Origin of the sequence: Streptomyces sp. NPDC059524 (assembly GCF_042749255.1) — a bacterium.
Lineage (GTDB): Bacteria > Actinomycetota > Actinomycetes > Streptomycetales > Streptomycetaceae > Streptomyces > Streptomyces xanthii.
The window spans coordinates 1-14,070 of sequence record NZ_JBHYTK010000092.1 but is presented as its reverse complement, the minus strand read 5'-3'; the positions used below and the strand labels follow the sequence as shown (position 1 = coordinate 14,070).

Below are 14,070 nucleotides of genomic sequence, written 5' to 3'. Positions count from 1 at the left end.
CCGCGGACGCCGTCGGAAAGACCGCCGGCACTGTGCCCCCGGCCGGCGGGCGCCGCTTCGAGCCCGACCTGCGGTCCATGACCCGGATCACGCTGCGCCCCATCGCCTCACCCATGCCGCTGGGCTTCTTCACGGTGGCGATCGCCTCCGTGATGACGGCGTGCCTGCAGCTGGGGGTGTTCGACGAGGAGGCCCGCGCGGCCGTCGCCCTGTGCGTGCTGCCTGCCTTCGCGCTGCAACTCCTGGTGAGCTACCTGGCCTTCGGAGCGCGCGACGTCATCGCGGCGACCCTGATGGCGGTGTTCGCCGGCAGTTGGCTGCCGTACGCGCTCATCATGCTCACGGACGCGCCCGACGGCCTTCGGGTGCTGGGCGTGTTCAACCTGGCGCTGCTGTGCTTCGGGGCGCTGATGACCGCCGTCACCAGGCCCAAGCGTGCGCTGTGGTGCGTCCTCGCCGTCTCGCTGCCCCGCTGGGCGGCCACCGGCCTCGCGGGACTGACCGGAGCCGAATGGCTGACGCGCGCCTCGGGAGTGCTCGGCCTCGTCGTGGCGCTCGTCGCGATGTACGCGGCGTTCGCCCTGATGCTGGAGGACATGCGCAGCGAGGAGGTGCTGCCCATCGGCCGCAGCGGACCCGCGCACGCCGCGATGGAGGGTGACCTGTCCGTCCAACTGCGCAACCTGGAGCGCCACGCGGGAGTGCGACGGACGCTCTGACCTCCGACGACGGTCCTCATTGTGTCGCTCCGCAGGCGGGGCCCGTGGTGATGTGGCGCTGCGCCACCACGACGAGCACCGCCGCGGGCAGCGATGCCAGAACCGCCGTGGCCATGGTCGCGTTCCATCGGGTGCTGTGGGCACCCAGGTAGTCGAAGAGGCCGACCGTGACCGGCCGGACCGTGTCGCCGGTCGTCAAGGTGAGCGCGAACAAGGTGTCGCCCCAGGCGAAGAGAAAGGCGAACAGACCAGCTGTGAACAGTGCGTTCCTGCTCAGGGGCAGCATGATGGAAAGGAACACGCGGCCGTGTCCGGCCCCGTCGAGCCGGGCCGCCTCGGCAACCTCCCGGGGGACCGCCCCCATGGCCGTCCTCAGGACCAGGACCGCGAAGGGCACGCCGGCGGTGGAATCAGCGAGTACCAGGCCGAGGTACGAGTCGAGGAGTCCGGTGTCGGCGTAGAAGCCGTGCAGCGCGTTCGCGACGCTGATGCCGGGCACCGCTTGGAGGAACAGCACAGCGAAGAGGAACGGGCCGGCGCCAGGCACGGGGGACAGCGTCAGCGCGTACGCCGCGGGAGCGGCGAGCGCGAGGCTGAGGGCCGCGGTACCGAGCGACACGACCAGGCTGGTGACGAGGGCACCGGCCTGGTCGTGGAGGGCCGTGACGTAGCCTCCGGGATCTGCCTCCGACAGACGCCACGCACCCGGCTGGGAACGACCGGCGGGCTGCACGGAGGCGCTCACCATCGCGTAGACGGGGGAGAGCATCAGAGCCAGCAGAGCGATCGCGACGAGCGTGCTTGCCGAGCGGCGTGCGGGTCGCGGGCGCCGTTTCAGCGGTCGTATGTGAGCCACGTGTTCTCGTTCCTCAAAGACGCCGGGCGCGGCGGAGCGCGCGCAGATGGATCAGGGCGAGGACGAGCGAGACCAGGACGAGCACATTGCCTGTGGCTGCGGCACGCCCGAACTCGTACTGCGTGTATGCCTGCTCGTACGCGAGGACCGCGAGGGTCTGCGTCGCGCCGGCGGGACCGCCGCCGGTGAGGGCCAGCACGATGTCCGGAGCGCGGAGGGTGTAGATGACACCCAGGGCGAGGACAACAGTGGCCGTCGGCCGTAGTTGCGGCCAGGTGATGTACCGGAAGAGGAGTACGGGTCCGGCCCCGTCGAGTCGGGCCGCCTCGTAGACCTGGGGCGGGATCGCCTGCAGACCGGTGTACAGAAGGGCGGTGTTGAAGGGGATGCCCACCCAGGTGTTGACGAGGACCACGGACCAGAGAGCCTCCTGGGTGCCGGTGAGCCAAGGGACGTCAGAGGTGACGAGGTGCAGTGCGCGCAGTGCCTCGTTGACCACCCCGTCGTCCGCGTCGAGCATCCATCGCCAGGCCGTTCCGGTCGCGACCAGCGGCATCAGCCATGGCAGCAGCATCAGCGAGCGGACCAGACGGCCGAGCGGGAAGCGGCGGTGGAAGAACACTGCCAGTGCCAGCCCGGCCGTGAACTGAGTCACCAGTGAACCGGCCGTGTACAGGCCGGTCGTGGCCGCCGCCCGCCAGAACTCGTCCGAGGTGAGTAGCCGCACGTGATTGTCCGGGCCGGTGAACGGTGCCTGGCCACGGAGGAGCGTCGTCGCGGTGGACTCGCGCAGACTCGCCTCGATGTTGTCGACGAGGGGTCGGCCGAGGAACAGCAGCAGATACACGGCGGCCGGGGCGAGGAACGCGGCACGGACCACGGTGTCCCGTCGCCGCGCCCTCACCGCCTCAGCGGGCTGTACCCGGGTCCGGCCCCCGGTGTCAGGAGTCCGTAGCCGTGCGCTGCGCACGCCTGAGCGCTTCCTCGGGAGTCTGCCGTCCCGACACCGCGGCCTGGACGGCGGTCTGGATGGCGGTGGCCGTCTTCGGCCAGGCGGGGCCCAGATCCCGGGTACGCGCCCGCGCGCCCCGGACGCTCTCGACGAAGGCGGCCATCGCGGGGACCTGCTTCGCGTACCGCGCAGCCACGTCCTTGCGGGACGGGACCGTGTGGTGCCAGTTCGCCAGGGTCTGCATGCTTGTGGGGTCGTTGAGGCAGTCCAGGACCTGGGCCGCCTTGATCCGGCGGGCCTGCGAGTCGCTGCGCGGCACGGTCCAGACCTCGCCGCCGAGCGGGGTGACCAGTGACCTGCCGCTCCGGGGGACGGGAAGCGGGGCGACGCCCCAGCGCAGGCCCTTCGCCTTCTCGAGCTCGGTCATCCGCCACGGCCCGTTGACCATCATGGCCGCCTTGCCCCCGAGGAACTGCTCGTGCACGTTCGCCTGGTTCCACGTGAGCACGGACCGGGACATGGACCCGTCCCGCACGAGATCGGTCCACAGGCGGAGTGCCGCGGCGGCCTGCGGGGTGTCGAGACGCTGCTCGTCCCCGCCGTTGGACCACAGGAACGGCAGGAACTGGAAGGTGCTTTCGAACGAGGCGTCGGCATCGACCGCCAGCCCGTGGCGGCCGGGCCGGGTCGTGGCACGGGCGGCCTCCCGCAGTTCGTTCCAGGTGCGGGGGACCGTGACACCGGCCTCGGCGAGCATGTCCTTGTTGTAGTAGAGCGCGAGCGTGTTCACGGTGGGGGCCAGGCCGTACACCTCGCCCTGGTATGTGCCGGCCGAGACGATTCCCGAGACAAAGCCGTCGGTGCGTATGCCGTACGTGCGGAGCGGCGTGAGCACGCCGGACCGGGCGATCTCCTGGAGATCGGGGTTGTCGAGCATCAGCAGGTCGGGCAGTGTCCCGGCGGTAGCCTGCCGCACGACTGTGGGCACGAGCGACGGCCCGGGAACGCTGCGGTGCTCGATCGTCACCCCCGCCTTCTTGCCGCAGGAGGTGAGCAGTTCACCCCAGTGGGCGTGCTCGGTGGTGTCGGTGTAGTAGTCGAGCACGGTGAGGGAGGTCACCCGCTCGGTTCGAGCGGAGCCGGAGGGGTCGCCGGTGCCGCAGCCGGCGACGACCAGGACCAGTGCGACGACTGTCGCGAGGGCGGCAAGCGGTCGCCCGAACGGTCCTGCTGGTGCGTTCACGGTGGTGCCTTTCCTGCGCATGAGGGTGCCACTGCGCATGCCGCGCAGCGGTGGAGAGGTGAGTACCGCATGAAAGTGTGACGGATGTGTGAATACGGACGGTCGGAGGGGTCTACTCCGCATCGCCCCGGGCCAGCACCACATGCGTCAGCTGCACCCGCGACGTCACGGTCAGCTTGCGGAAGACCGACGTCAGATGCGTGTTGACGGTGTGGGGGGAGACGAAGAGGGCCTCTGCGGCCGACCGGTTGGTGTGCCCCGCGGCGACCAGCCGAGCCACCTTCCGCTCCGACGCCGTGAGAGCTTCCCAACCCTGCACGGGGCGGGCGCGGCCGGTGGTGCCGGCACCGGCCGCCGAAGCGCCGCCCGGACCCTGGTGCAGCCGCCGCACGCCGGCCGCGGCACCCACCGCGCCCGAGACGACAAAGGCGTCTCGGGCAAGCGCGAGAACAGTCGCTGCCTCTGTAGTCCGTCCCGCTGTCAGCAGAGCCCGCCCCAGTTCGGTCCGGGCCTCCGCCAGGACCATCGGGCGCGGCCCTGCCTCCAGCAATGTCACCGAGCGTTCGAGCAGCCCGACATCACCAGCGGTGAGACCGGCGGTCAGGGCGGCGATCCCCATCGCGGTAGGCACCTCCGGGTTGCGCTCGGCGTAAGCCGCCGCCTGCGCGGACAAGTCCTCGGCCAGCGCACGGTCCCCGGCCAGCAGAGCTGCCCGGACCGCCGGACCGACCCAGGTGCGCAGCAGCCGCCAGCGCATGAACGGGCCGATCTCCTGCAACCGCCACAGCGATTGCGCCGCCACCCGGACGTCTCCGTCGTGTCCGGCGAGCACGGCCTCGAGAAAGCCCACGGCCGCACGGTTGCCCGGATTCGGCTTGACCGCCAGACGCTGCCGCGCCGCCATCAACTGCTCCCCGGCCCCGGCGCGATCACCCCGTTGCAGAGCGATCCAGGCCCGCACCACCCGGGAGTTGACCTGCTGCACCGGAATCTGGACGGCGTCCTCCAACGCCTCCATCGTCACGAAGTGCGCCTCGGCATCGTCGAGCCGGCCGCGCCCCAGATGCTGCTGGGCCTGCGCCCACAGGAGCATGGCCTGGCGATGTGAACCGGCTCCGTCCGCCGCTCGCCGCAGCAACTCGTCGCCTTCGTCGAACCGGTCCATGTGCTGAAGGGCGACGACCTCCTCGGGACGGAACGAACCGTCCACGACGCTCAGCGCCGTGAAACGCGTCAGCGCGGCACTGCCGTCGCCCGAATTGAGGGCGACCTCGCCCAGCGCCGCCAGAGCCAGGACGTGCGCCTGGCGGTCCTCGGCCGAGACGGCCGCCGCCAGCGCCTCCTCGCCCGCCGCCCGCGCCGTGTCCAGATCCCGGCCGCGCGACAGGGCGAGCGCACGCAATGCACGTAGCCGCGCCCCCACCTCGGGCGAGGTGCTGCCCACGGCCAGCGCGGCCTCCGTGCGGCGGCACAGTTCCTCGGCCAGGTCGAGGTTCCACAGCGCCCCACCGAGGGCGGCCTGCAGGCGCCCGAACACCGCGAGCGGCGGATGTGCGTCCAGGAGCCGGTCACAGGTCGTCAGCGCCTCGCGATTCCTGCCGGCCCGGATCAGACAGCCGATCGCCTGCTCGCCGATGTCGAACCAGGCCGCCTCCGAGGGCGAGATCAGCTCCAGGGCGCGTGTCATGAGGTCGGCCGCGAGCCCGGGTGTCACCGGCAGCACGTCGTCGGCTGCCTGACGCAGCAGCGCGACGGCCACCTCGTCACCCGCCTCGGCACCGAGCAGCATGTGCGACACGGCGTCGATCGGCCGGTGCCCCGACGCGACGAGACGGTGCGCGGCCGCCCGGTGCAGCGCGTTGCGCGCCGACGGCGAAATGTCGCTGTAGACCGCCTGCCGCAGCAGGTCGTGCCGGAAGGAGAGGAGTTTGCCGTCGTCCTCGAGCAGCCCCGTACGCACCGCTTCGTCGAGCGCCGTGATCAGCACGGCGGGCGACTGCCCGCAGAGCGCCGCCGCGTCGGCGAAGGCGAACTGGCGGCCCAGGACGGCCCCCATCCGCAGGAAGTCACGCGTGGCCGGGCCGAGCGAGTCGATCCGTCCGCGCACCCCCGCCACGAGCCCGGTCGGCACGGACCCGGCTGTGCCATGGAGCGAGAGGCCGACCCCCTGCACCTCGATCTTCGTGTCCCGGTCGCTGGGCCTGTCCCGTACCGTGGTCCGGCCGGAAGCCCCTTGCGGACCGCCTTCGAAAAGCAGTCCCTGAAGCAACTCCACCGCGAGGAAAGGATTTCCACCGGCACCCTCGAGGAGAATCCGGGTCGGCTCGTCGGCCTCCGTACCGAGGGTGTCACTGGCGAGCCGACTCATGGCCGCGGGAGACAGCGGCCCCAGCCGGAAGGTACTCACCGGCAGCCGGCCACGCGCGGCGGCGAGGATTTCCTCGCCGGAGGCCGTGGGCCCCGAGCGACCTGTCAGGAGCCACAGGACAGGGGAGCTCTGGAGCCGCGCGGGCAGCTGCCGCAGCGCGAAGCGACTCAGTTGGTCCGCCCATTGCACGTCGTCGAGCGCGATGAGCACCGGCGTGTGGCCGGCCCGCGCCTCGATCACTTCGGCGAGTCGCTCCACGAGCCGGATCCGCTGATCGTGGTGGCGGGCGAGGTCGGCGAAGGCGTCACCGGACAGCAAAGGCCGCGCGCCGCCCAGGAGACAACCTGCCAGTGAGGACAAGGGCACGAGGTGGTGCAGCTCGTCGGCCTTGCCGAGACCGGTGGAATACCCGGCGCCCTCCGCCAGCGCGATGGCCTCCGCGAGCAGCGTGCTTTTCCCGATGCCCGCCTCGCCACGCAGCAGGGCGACAGCGCCGCAACCGTCACGGGCTACGGAGGCGATGAGGGTACGCAGTTCCGCGAGCTCCGGCTCACGGCCCCGCAGCCCGTCACGGGACAGCGGTCCGCCCGACCCCGCCACCTTGCCCTCCCCTTGATACAGGTGGGCCGCTCCCCGCCACCGTCAACGGTGATGGAGCGACCTCAGGGGGTCACTATGACAAGAACTGCAGCTCATCGCACAATTGACAGACGGGCGTCTGGTCACGCGGCTTCGCGGTGCGCCCCCTGGTTCCCTTCGGCCGGTCGGGCGGACGGTGCGCCGAGTGCGGCTGCCGCGGAGTCCCTCCAGTCGACGGGGGACTGCCCGTACGCGGCCCGGAACACCCGGCTGAAATGTGACGCGCTCGTGAATCCCCACCGGTGGGCGACAGCGGCGACCGTGGTGCGCGTCGCGTCCCTGCGCGCCAGCGCCCGCCGGCACTCCTCGAGACGCCGCCGCTGGATCCACCGGCTGACCGTGATGCCCTCGCCCTCGAACAGCTTGTGCAGGTAGCGCACGGAGATGTGGTGAGCGCGGGCCACGACCTCAGGAGTCAGGTCGGGATCACTGAGATTGCCGTCGATGAACGCGCGGATCCGCGTGAGCAACACCCGGGATCCGCTGGGTGACTCCAGGGTGTCCGCGCCCCGGCGCTCGTCGGCCAGGACCGTGAGCAGATCGACCACGTTCCGCGCCACGAGCTCGCCGGCCGGCTCCGGGCATGACTCGGCCGAATCCACCAACTGCGACAGGAACGGCGAGAGAAGACCCCCGATCGCCGACTCGGCGCCGAGCGGGGTGGCCGTGATCCGGGCGACGTCAGCCTCTCCGAGGCCGAGGACTGTTCGCGGCAGCACCAGAGACTTCGTCTGGAACGGTTCCGGGAGTGCCAGGCTGATGGGGCGCGCCATGTCATAGACGAAGAGCTGCCCAGGTCTCACCACGCTGTCCCGCGCATCCTGCTCGACACGGGCACCGCCCCGGCTCAACAGCTTCACGACCACGTAGTTCTCATTGTCGGCACACGAGATGAGCCTTCGGGTCCGGCGCGCCACCTGCGGCTCGCTCTCCACCGTGACCGCCTGCACGCGCCCCAGCGCCGCGGTGCGGATGGTGCCGGACCGCACCTCCTCGGGTACGGCGATGTCCACGCCGCCGAACGTCCGGGCCAGGGCCTCACGCCAGAAGGTCCGGCGCCGCGCGGCGGGAACGGTGTCCGCCGCGTAATGAGTGCAGGAAGTGGGTGCTGCTGCTGATCTCGGTGGATCCATCTGCATGTGCTGTGTCCTTCGGGGGTGCGGGACACCAGACTTTCAACCCCTCACGCGCGGCACATCACGTGAATCCGCTAGATCACCTGACCACTTCGGGCGTCGTCGCTGCCGAGCGCCGAAACTCAGCGAGCGCGGCGGCGGGACGTTCGCCGACTGGACCACCGTGGCGCCCGGCGCCTGCGTCACCGGCCACCTGATGAGCCGACTCAGCGCGACCGCACTGGCCATCGGCACCTGCCGGCTCACCGCGGGCTTCGCGTACCTGCTCTGGCTCACCAGGGGATTCCGACGCCCGACGCCCGAGATGATCCTGGAGGAGAACGCTGCGATCCAGGCCTCAGCCGTCCAGCAAGGACCGCGGCACGAACCCGGCGTCGGTCAGCCGCTCCCACAGTCCGTCGGGGACGGAGAAGCGGGCCGCCGCCGCGTTCGCGGTCACCTCGGCCGCCGAGCGGCAGCCGACGACCACCGAGCTGACCGCCGGGTGCAGGAAGGGGAACTGGACCGCGGCCGCGGACAGGGGCACGCCGAACTCGGCGCACAGCGCCCGGCACTCCTGCGCCCGGGCCAGCTCCCGCCCGGGAACCGGACGGTAGTTGAACATCGCGTCGGGTGACGGGTCCGCGAGCAGACCGGTGTTGAAGACGCCGCCCACGACCACCGCCGTCCCGGTCCGTGCGCACAGCGGCAGCAGCGTCGTCAGTGCCTCGTGGTCGAGCAGCGAGAACCGGCCCGCGATGAGGACCACGTCCACCTCGTACTCGGCAACGTACGCGGCCAGGGGTGCGCTGTGGTTCATGCCGAACCCGATCGCGCGCACCAGCCCCTCCTCGCGCAGCCTTCGTGCCGCCGGATAGGCCGTGCGCCTGACCTCCTCCGGGTAGTCGTCCGGGTCGTGCAGATACAGGATGTCGACCGAGGACCGGCCCAGCCGGGCCAGGCTCGACTCCAGGGACCGGCGGATCCCGGCCTCCGTCCAGTCCGTGACGACCTCGCCCGGCGCGCCGCCGGGCCCGGGGCGCAGGAGCCATCCGGCCATCGTCGAGATGACGGGCTCGGTGATCCCGGCCGGCCCGAGCAGCCGGCCGAGGCGCTCCTCGGCCTGGCCGTGCCCGTAGCGCGGCGCGGTGTCGAAGTAGCTGATACCTGCCTCGGCAGCGGCGCGCAGTGTGGCGGCGGCGTCCTGCTCGGACACTTCCTCGAAGAGCCCGCCCAGCGGCGCGGTCCCGATGCCGATGCGGGGGAGGGCGAAGGGCGTCCGGGACGCGGCCCGGTCGGTCGTGGACGCGGTCATCATGCTTCCTGCCAGGGGGAGTCGTACGCGGGCCGGCCGGCCCGCAGGGTCATGGCCAGCGTCAGCCGCACCCGCGTCCGGCCGGGCAGTTCCACACGGCAGTACGGGCCGCCGACCTCGTGCGCGGGGCCTTCGTCGACGCGGACGGTGTGCACGACGTGCTCGGCGAAGGAACCAGCCTGCACGATCACCGAGCGCGCCGCCCCGCCCAGATTGACCAGCTCCACCGCCGTGTGGTCCGGGCTGATGTCGGTGACGAGCGCGGCGACGTCGGGCGGCAGTCCCGGGCGCCGCTCCACGGCGTCGTGGTAGCGCAGATGGAGATGGGCGAGACCGCCGTTGTAGAGGACCTGCGGGGAGCCGGTGGTCAGCTGCAGCAGTGCCTCGGTCAGTACCGGATTGAGCTGCTGCCAGTGGTGGATGCCGAGCGCGTCCGGGCCGACGGCCGGGTCCACCGGGTCCCCGGCGATGGCGTCGAGCCGCTCCTGGCACGAGGCGAGCGCGCTGCGCAGCATCCGCTCGGGGAAGTCCGGGTTGCGGCCGTGCAGGAACTCGTACCAGGGTTCCTCGTGCCCCGCCTCGTCCTTGATGCGCTGGGTGTGCACCGCCGTCCAGTCCCAGTGCGAGCCGGCCCGCAGCGCCTCGATCCGCTCCTGGTCCGACTGCGCCCGGCTGAAGTGCCACAGGGACAACGGGAGTTGGCCCGGCATGACCGTGAAGTCGAACCAGCCGGAGTCGTTGTGCCGCTGCGGGACCATCAGGGTGCGGTCGGCTGTCATCGCCGCGAGATGGGGATCCCAGCGTTCGCCGAGCGTGCCCCGCTCGTCCGCGCCGCGCTGCTCGGCCCGGCGCAGCACGGCGTCCAGTGGGTTGCGGGCCAGGTCGAGGAAGGCCGTGTCGCCGGTCAGCAGGGTGGCGTTGGACGCGCCCACCAGGGTGCCGCTGGCGACCGGGGACAGCCCGTGTGGCCACGACCATCCGTAGTGCCCGCCGTACCAGCGGCCGTCCAGGTACTCGCCGACCTGGCCGCTCAGCCCGGCGTTGTCCGGGACGACGTCGTGCCCGGCGAGCCGCTCGAGCCAGACACCGGCGTACTCGGCGACCCAGTCCGCGTAGCGCTGTCCGCCGCCCAGGAGATACGCGTTGGTGGCGAGCCCGGTCGCCGCCAGGTTCACGACCGTGTCGCCGCGGCCCATCCGGTCCCACATCGCGCGGCCGTAGGCGCGGGCCCGCTCGGGGGACGCGGCCAGCTCGTCGAAGGACGTCACGTCGGGCATCCCGTCGAGCGGCAGCCCGTAAGGGCGCAGCGCGAGACTCCACGGGAAGCAGGCGTCCTCGTCGCTGAATCCCCACCGGGGGCCCGCCGACCCGTTGTGCGGCGCCCGGATCACCCGGTGCGCGGCGTCGTAGTTCGGGCCGCCCGGGAGGTAGAAGTCGGCGAAGCGGCAGGCCAGTTCACGCAATCGGGCGTCGTCCGGATCGGCGAGGCACAGCCCGTAGAACAGCAGCAGCCCCTCGCCCTGGTGGAACCAGTCGTAGCCGCGCTCCAGGCCGCCCTCCAGCATGCCCATCTCGGTGAGCTGCGCGCTCACCCCTTCCCAGTGGCGCCGCGCGGCGGCCAGCAGCTCCGTGCTGCCGCCGAGGACGTACAGCGTCGGCCAGTTGAAGAAGGGCTCGTAGAAGTCGTCCACGCCGTCGCGGCCGTCCAGGCCCCGGCCCAGCGTGTCGCGGAACACGAGGCGTCCGTCGCCCTCGGTGTACCGGTCGGCGAACACCCGCCACGCCTTGTCCTGGAGGGCGAACAACTCCCGCTCCAGGGTGGCCCATCGGGGGATCTCCGTGACGGGGCGGTCCGCCCGCAGGAGCGGACCGTGCCCGGCGCCGGCCCTCATCGACGCACCGCTTCCGTCGTGTCCGCAGCGCTGCTCCGCTCGGTCCCGTGCCTCACGTGCCCCCACCCTTCACAATCGACCATCGATAGCCGATGGTTAGACTCACCGGCGCGAGCCGGCGTGTCAATACTCCGGAACCACTCCGGAACCACCCCAGAGCCACTCCGGAACCACCCCCGAGGAGGCTGTCGACCGTGATCGACTGCCACGTCCATCTGTGGGACCCGGCCCAGGGATTCCCCTGGATCCGCCCCGACAGCCCGCACCACCGGACCTTCGACGCGGACGACCTCGCCGCGTCCGGCGCGACCCCGGACCTGTCCGGGGCGATCCTCGTCGAGGCGTCCCGGGGTGACGCCGGCGAGACGGACGCCCTGCGCGCGGCGCGGCTGCTGCGGCCGGACCTCGTCGCGGGATACGTCGCGAACCTGCACGTCCACGCCGCAGCCGGCCCGCACCGGCTGCGCGCCCTGCTCACGGAACCGCGCGAGAGCCGCCCCAGCGGGATGCGGCTCGGCGGGCCGCGCTGGACGGACACTCCCGCGCCCGCCCGCGCCCTGCTCCCGGTCCTCGCCGACACCGGGGCTGTCCTCGAACTCAACCTCCTCGCAGGCGCGTTGCGCACCGCAGCGGACGTGGCCGCCCGGCATCCGGCGCTCACCGTGGTCGTCGACCACCTCGGTAATCCGCCGAACCTGCGCACTGACCCGGGGGAGTGGTACGCGGACCTGGACCGGGCCGCCGCGGTGCCGAACGTCGTCGTGAAGATCTCCGGCCTGCTGACACAGCAGCACGGAGTCCCGCGCGAACGGGTCGCGGCCCTGGTCCGCCGCGTCGTGGACACCGTCGGCCCGCAGCGCTGCCTGATCGGATCCGACTGGCCGATCTGCCTGCCCCGCGGGAGCCGCGCTGCCTCGCTGGCCCTGTCCCGGCTCGGCCTCGCCCGCCTCACGGCACGGCAGCGGGAGGACGTCCTGCACGCGAACGCCGTGCGGGTGTACGGGCTGAGTGGTTGACACGCCGCGAATCCCCCTGATTCGATTCCTTCGATAATCGATAGGTGATGACCTACTGTCCCGGCCCGGCAGGGCCGGCCCCGACCCCCGCGGAGACGCTCCATGGCCTTCTTCGACCTGCCCCTGGACGAGCTCGAGAGATACCGCCCGAACCTGCCGGAGCCCGCCGACTTCGACGCGTTCTGGCAGCAGACCCTCGCGGGCCAGGAGCAGTTCGCCACCGCCGCGACGTTCGCCCCCGTGCACAACGGGCTGGCCACCGTCGACACCTTCGACGTGACCTTCGCCGGATACGGCGGGCATCCGGTGCGCGGCTGGCTGCACCTGCCGGTGACCCGCACCGGCCCGCTGCCCGCCGTCGTGGAGTACCTGGGATACGGCAGCGGCCGAGGTGCCCCGCACGAGACGCGGCTGTGGGCCTGCGCCGGATACGCCCACTTCGTCATGGACACCCGCGGCCAGGGAGCCGAGACCCCGGACCCGGACCCGGCCACCGGCGACACCGCGGCCCCGGGATTCCTCACCCGCGGCGTCCTCGACCCGCACCGCTACTACTACCGGCGCCTCTACACCGACGCGGTCCGCGCCGTCGCCGCCGTGCGCACCCACCCCGACGTCGACCCGGCGCGCGTCGTCGTCACCGGCACCAGTCAGGGCGGCGGCATCGCGCTCGCCGCGGCGGGACTGGTGCCGGACCTCGTCGGCGTCATGCCGGACGTGCCGTTCCTGTGCCACTTCCCGCGCGCCACCACGATCACCGACCGCCCGCCGTACGTCGAGGTCGCGCAGTTCGTGAAACGGCACCGGGAGCACGCGGCCACGGTCGCCCGCACGATGGCCTACTTCGACGGCGTCAGCCTGGCCCGCAGGGCCACCGCGCCGGCCCTCTTCTCGGTCGCCCTGATGGACCACATCTGCCCGCCGTCCACCGTGTACGCGGCCTTCAACCACTACGGCGCCGAGCGCGGGCAGGGCGAGCCGGACAAGCGGATGTCCGTCTACCCCTACAACGATCACGAGGGCGGCGGCCCCGCCCACGAGGTCGTCAAACTGGAGTGGCTGGCGAAGCGGCTGGTGGAGACCATCGATAGACGATGAGCGCGTATCATGGCACAACCGGCTCGCTCCGTCGCACGATTGGGAATCCATGACATCGAATGCGTCGGCTGGATTCGTCTCCACGCTGGCCACCAACAAGGACCGCTTCCGCAAGACCCTGATCTCGGACCAGGTGTACGACCTGCTGCGCCAGGCCATCGTCGACGGCGACCTCGGGCCGAACGAGCGCGTGGTCGAGTCGGAGATCGCGCGGCGCCTCGGCGTGAGCCAGGCCCCGGTTCGCGAGGCGGTCAAGCGGCTCGCCCGCGAGGGCCTGCTCATGCACGTCCCGCGCCGCGGGCACTTCGTCGTCGAGATCTCCTCGCAGGACGCCGAGTACGCCCGCCAGGTGCGCGAACCGCTGGAGCGGCTGGCCGCCCAGCTCGCCACCGAGCACCTCACCGACGACCATCTGCGGGAGCTCGACGCGCTGGTGGAGCGGATGCGTGCCGCGGTCGCGGCGCACGACGTGAGCCGGTTCCGGGACGCCGACATCGAGTTCCACACGCTGGTCAGCCAGATCGCGGGCAACCCGTTCCTGGCCCGCATGTGGGAGGTCGTCGAGCCCAGCCTGCGGGCCCTGCGCGCCATCTCGGACCCGCTCTTCGAAGGCGACTGGAGCGCCATGGCCGACGAGCACGGCCGCCTGGTCGACCTGCTGCGTGCCGGCGACGCGGAGAAGGCGGCCGCTGCCTTCGCCGACCACGCCGCCGGCCGCGGACCGGTCCCGGACGCCCGCGCGAAGAGGGCGCCCAGGGCGGCCGGGGCGGCGGATAAACCCGCGGAACGCCCCGCCCACAAACCCCCTCGCGTACCCCCCCCCCCCGGGGGCGCGGCCCCCGGGGGGGGGGGGGGGG

The 14,070-nt window shown here is 72.0% G+C and carries 11 protein-coding genes; 4 read left to right on the top strand and 7 right to left on the bottom strand.

The genetic code is table 11. The features are described 5' to 3' along the window. Positions 1-77: 77 nt before the first annotated feature. Positions 78-719 carry a GPR1/FUN34/YaaH family transporter gene (locus ACFW9D_RS24020; protein ID WP_384624645.1) on the top strand — a complete coding sequence of 214 codons (642 nt, stop codon included), beginning with the start codon at positions 78-80 and terminating at the stop codon, positions 717-719. Between the two features lie 16 nt (positions 720-735). Here ACFW9D_RS24020 and ACFW9D_RS24015 read toward each other — a convergent pair whose 3' ends face one another. From ACFW9D_RS24015 to ACFW9D_RS23985, 7 genes are all read right to left on the bottom strand, one after another. Continuing rightward, the gene (locus tag ACFW9D_RS24015; RefSeq protein WP_384624590.1) at positions 736-1,575 is read right to left on the bottom strand and encodes a carbohydrate ABC transporter permease; all 840 of its coding nucleotides are present in this window, start codon (positions 1,573-1,575) and stop codon (positions 736-738) included. Between the two features lie 13 nt (positions 1,576-1,588). After that, positions 1,589-2,479, bottom strand: coding sequence for a carbohydrate ABC transporter permease (locus ACFW9D_RS24010; RefSeq protein WP_384624587.1), 891 nt, complete (start codon positions 2,477-2,479; stop codon positions 1,589-1,591). A 37-nt stretch (positions 2,480-2,516) separates the two neighbouring features. Next, positions 2,517-3,770 (bottom strand): extracellular solute-binding protein, encoded by a 1,254-nt coding sequence (locus ACFW9D_RS24005; RefSeq protein ID WP_384624584.1) that lies wholly within the window; start codon positions 3,768-3,770, stop codon positions 2,517-2,519. A 112-nt stretch (positions 3,771-3,882) separates the two neighbouring features. Continuing rightward, a complete protein-coding gene (locus tag ACFW9D_RS24000; RefSeq protein ID WP_384624581.1) occupies positions 3,883-6,738 on the bottom strand; it encodes a helix-turn-helix transcriptional regulator in 2,856 nt (951 codons plus the stop codon). A 122-nt stretch (positions 6,739-6,860) separates the two neighbouring features. Next, positions 6,861-7,790, bottom strand: a complete 930-nt coding sequence (locus ACFW9D_RS23995) for a helix-turn-helix domain-containing protein (protein ID WP_384624578.1) — start codon at positions 7,788-7,790, stop codon at positions 6,861-6,863. Positions 7,791-8,250: 460 nt separating this feature from the next. Next, positions 8,251-9,207, bottom strand: coding sequence for an aldo/keto reductase (locus tag ACFW9D_RS23990; RefSeq protein ID WP_384624575.1), 957 nt, complete (start codon positions 9,205-9,207; stop codon positions 8,251-8,253). Continuing rightward, complete coding sequence (locus tag ACFW9D_RS23985; protein ID WP_384624572.1) at positions 9,207-11,099, bottom strand: hypothetical protein; 1,893 nt, start codon at positions 11,097-11,099, stop codon at positions 9,207-9,209. The genes ACFW9D_RS23990 and ACFW9D_RS23985 overlap by 1 nt, the downstream gene beginning before the upstream one ends. A 194-nt stretch (positions 11,100-11,293) precedes the next feature. Here ACFW9D_RS23985 and ACFW9D_RS23980 point away from each other — a divergent pair, with 194 nt between their 5' ends. The 3 genes from ACFW9D_RS23980 to ACFW9D_RS23970 form a co-directional block, all read left to right on the top strand. Continuing rightward, entirely contained in the window at positions 11,294-12,115 is an 822-nt protein-coding gene (locus tag ACFW9D_RS23980) for an amidohydrolase family protein (protein WP_384624569.1), read from the top strand. A gap of 102 nt (positions 12,116-12,217) precedes the next feature. Continuing rightward, a complete protein-coding gene (locus ACFW9D_RS23975; RefSeq protein ID WP_384624566.1) occupies positions 12,218-13,213 on the top strand; it encodes an acetylxylan esterase in 996 nt (331 codons plus the stop codon). Between the two features lie 49 nt (positions 13,214-13,262). Next, on the top strand, positions 13,263-14,070 hold an 808-nt coding region (locus tag ACFW9D_RS23970), incomplete at its 3' end, for a GntR family transcriptional regulator (RefSeq protein ID WP_384624563.1).

What these genes read in the sequence shown, in the direction of transcription:
- ACFW9D_RS24020 (WP_384624645.1), top strand. Translation starts at nt 78, where the DNA reads ATGACCCGGATCACGCTGCGCCCCATCGCCTCACCCATGCCGCTGGGC.
- ACFW9D_RS23990 (WP_384624575.1), bottom strand. Translation starts at nt 9,207, where the DNA reads ATGACCGCGTCCACGACCGACCGGGCCGCGTCCCGGACGCCCTTCGCC.
- ACFW9D_RS23985 (WP_384624572.1), bottom strand. Translation starts at nt 11,099, where the DNA reads ATGAGGGCCGGCGCCGGGCACGGTCCGCTCCTGCGGGCGGACCGCCCC.
- ACFW9D_RS23975 (WP_384624566.1), top strand. Translation starts at nt 12,218, where the DNA reads ATGGCCTTCTTCGACCTGCCCCTGGACGAGCTCGAGAGATACCGCCCG.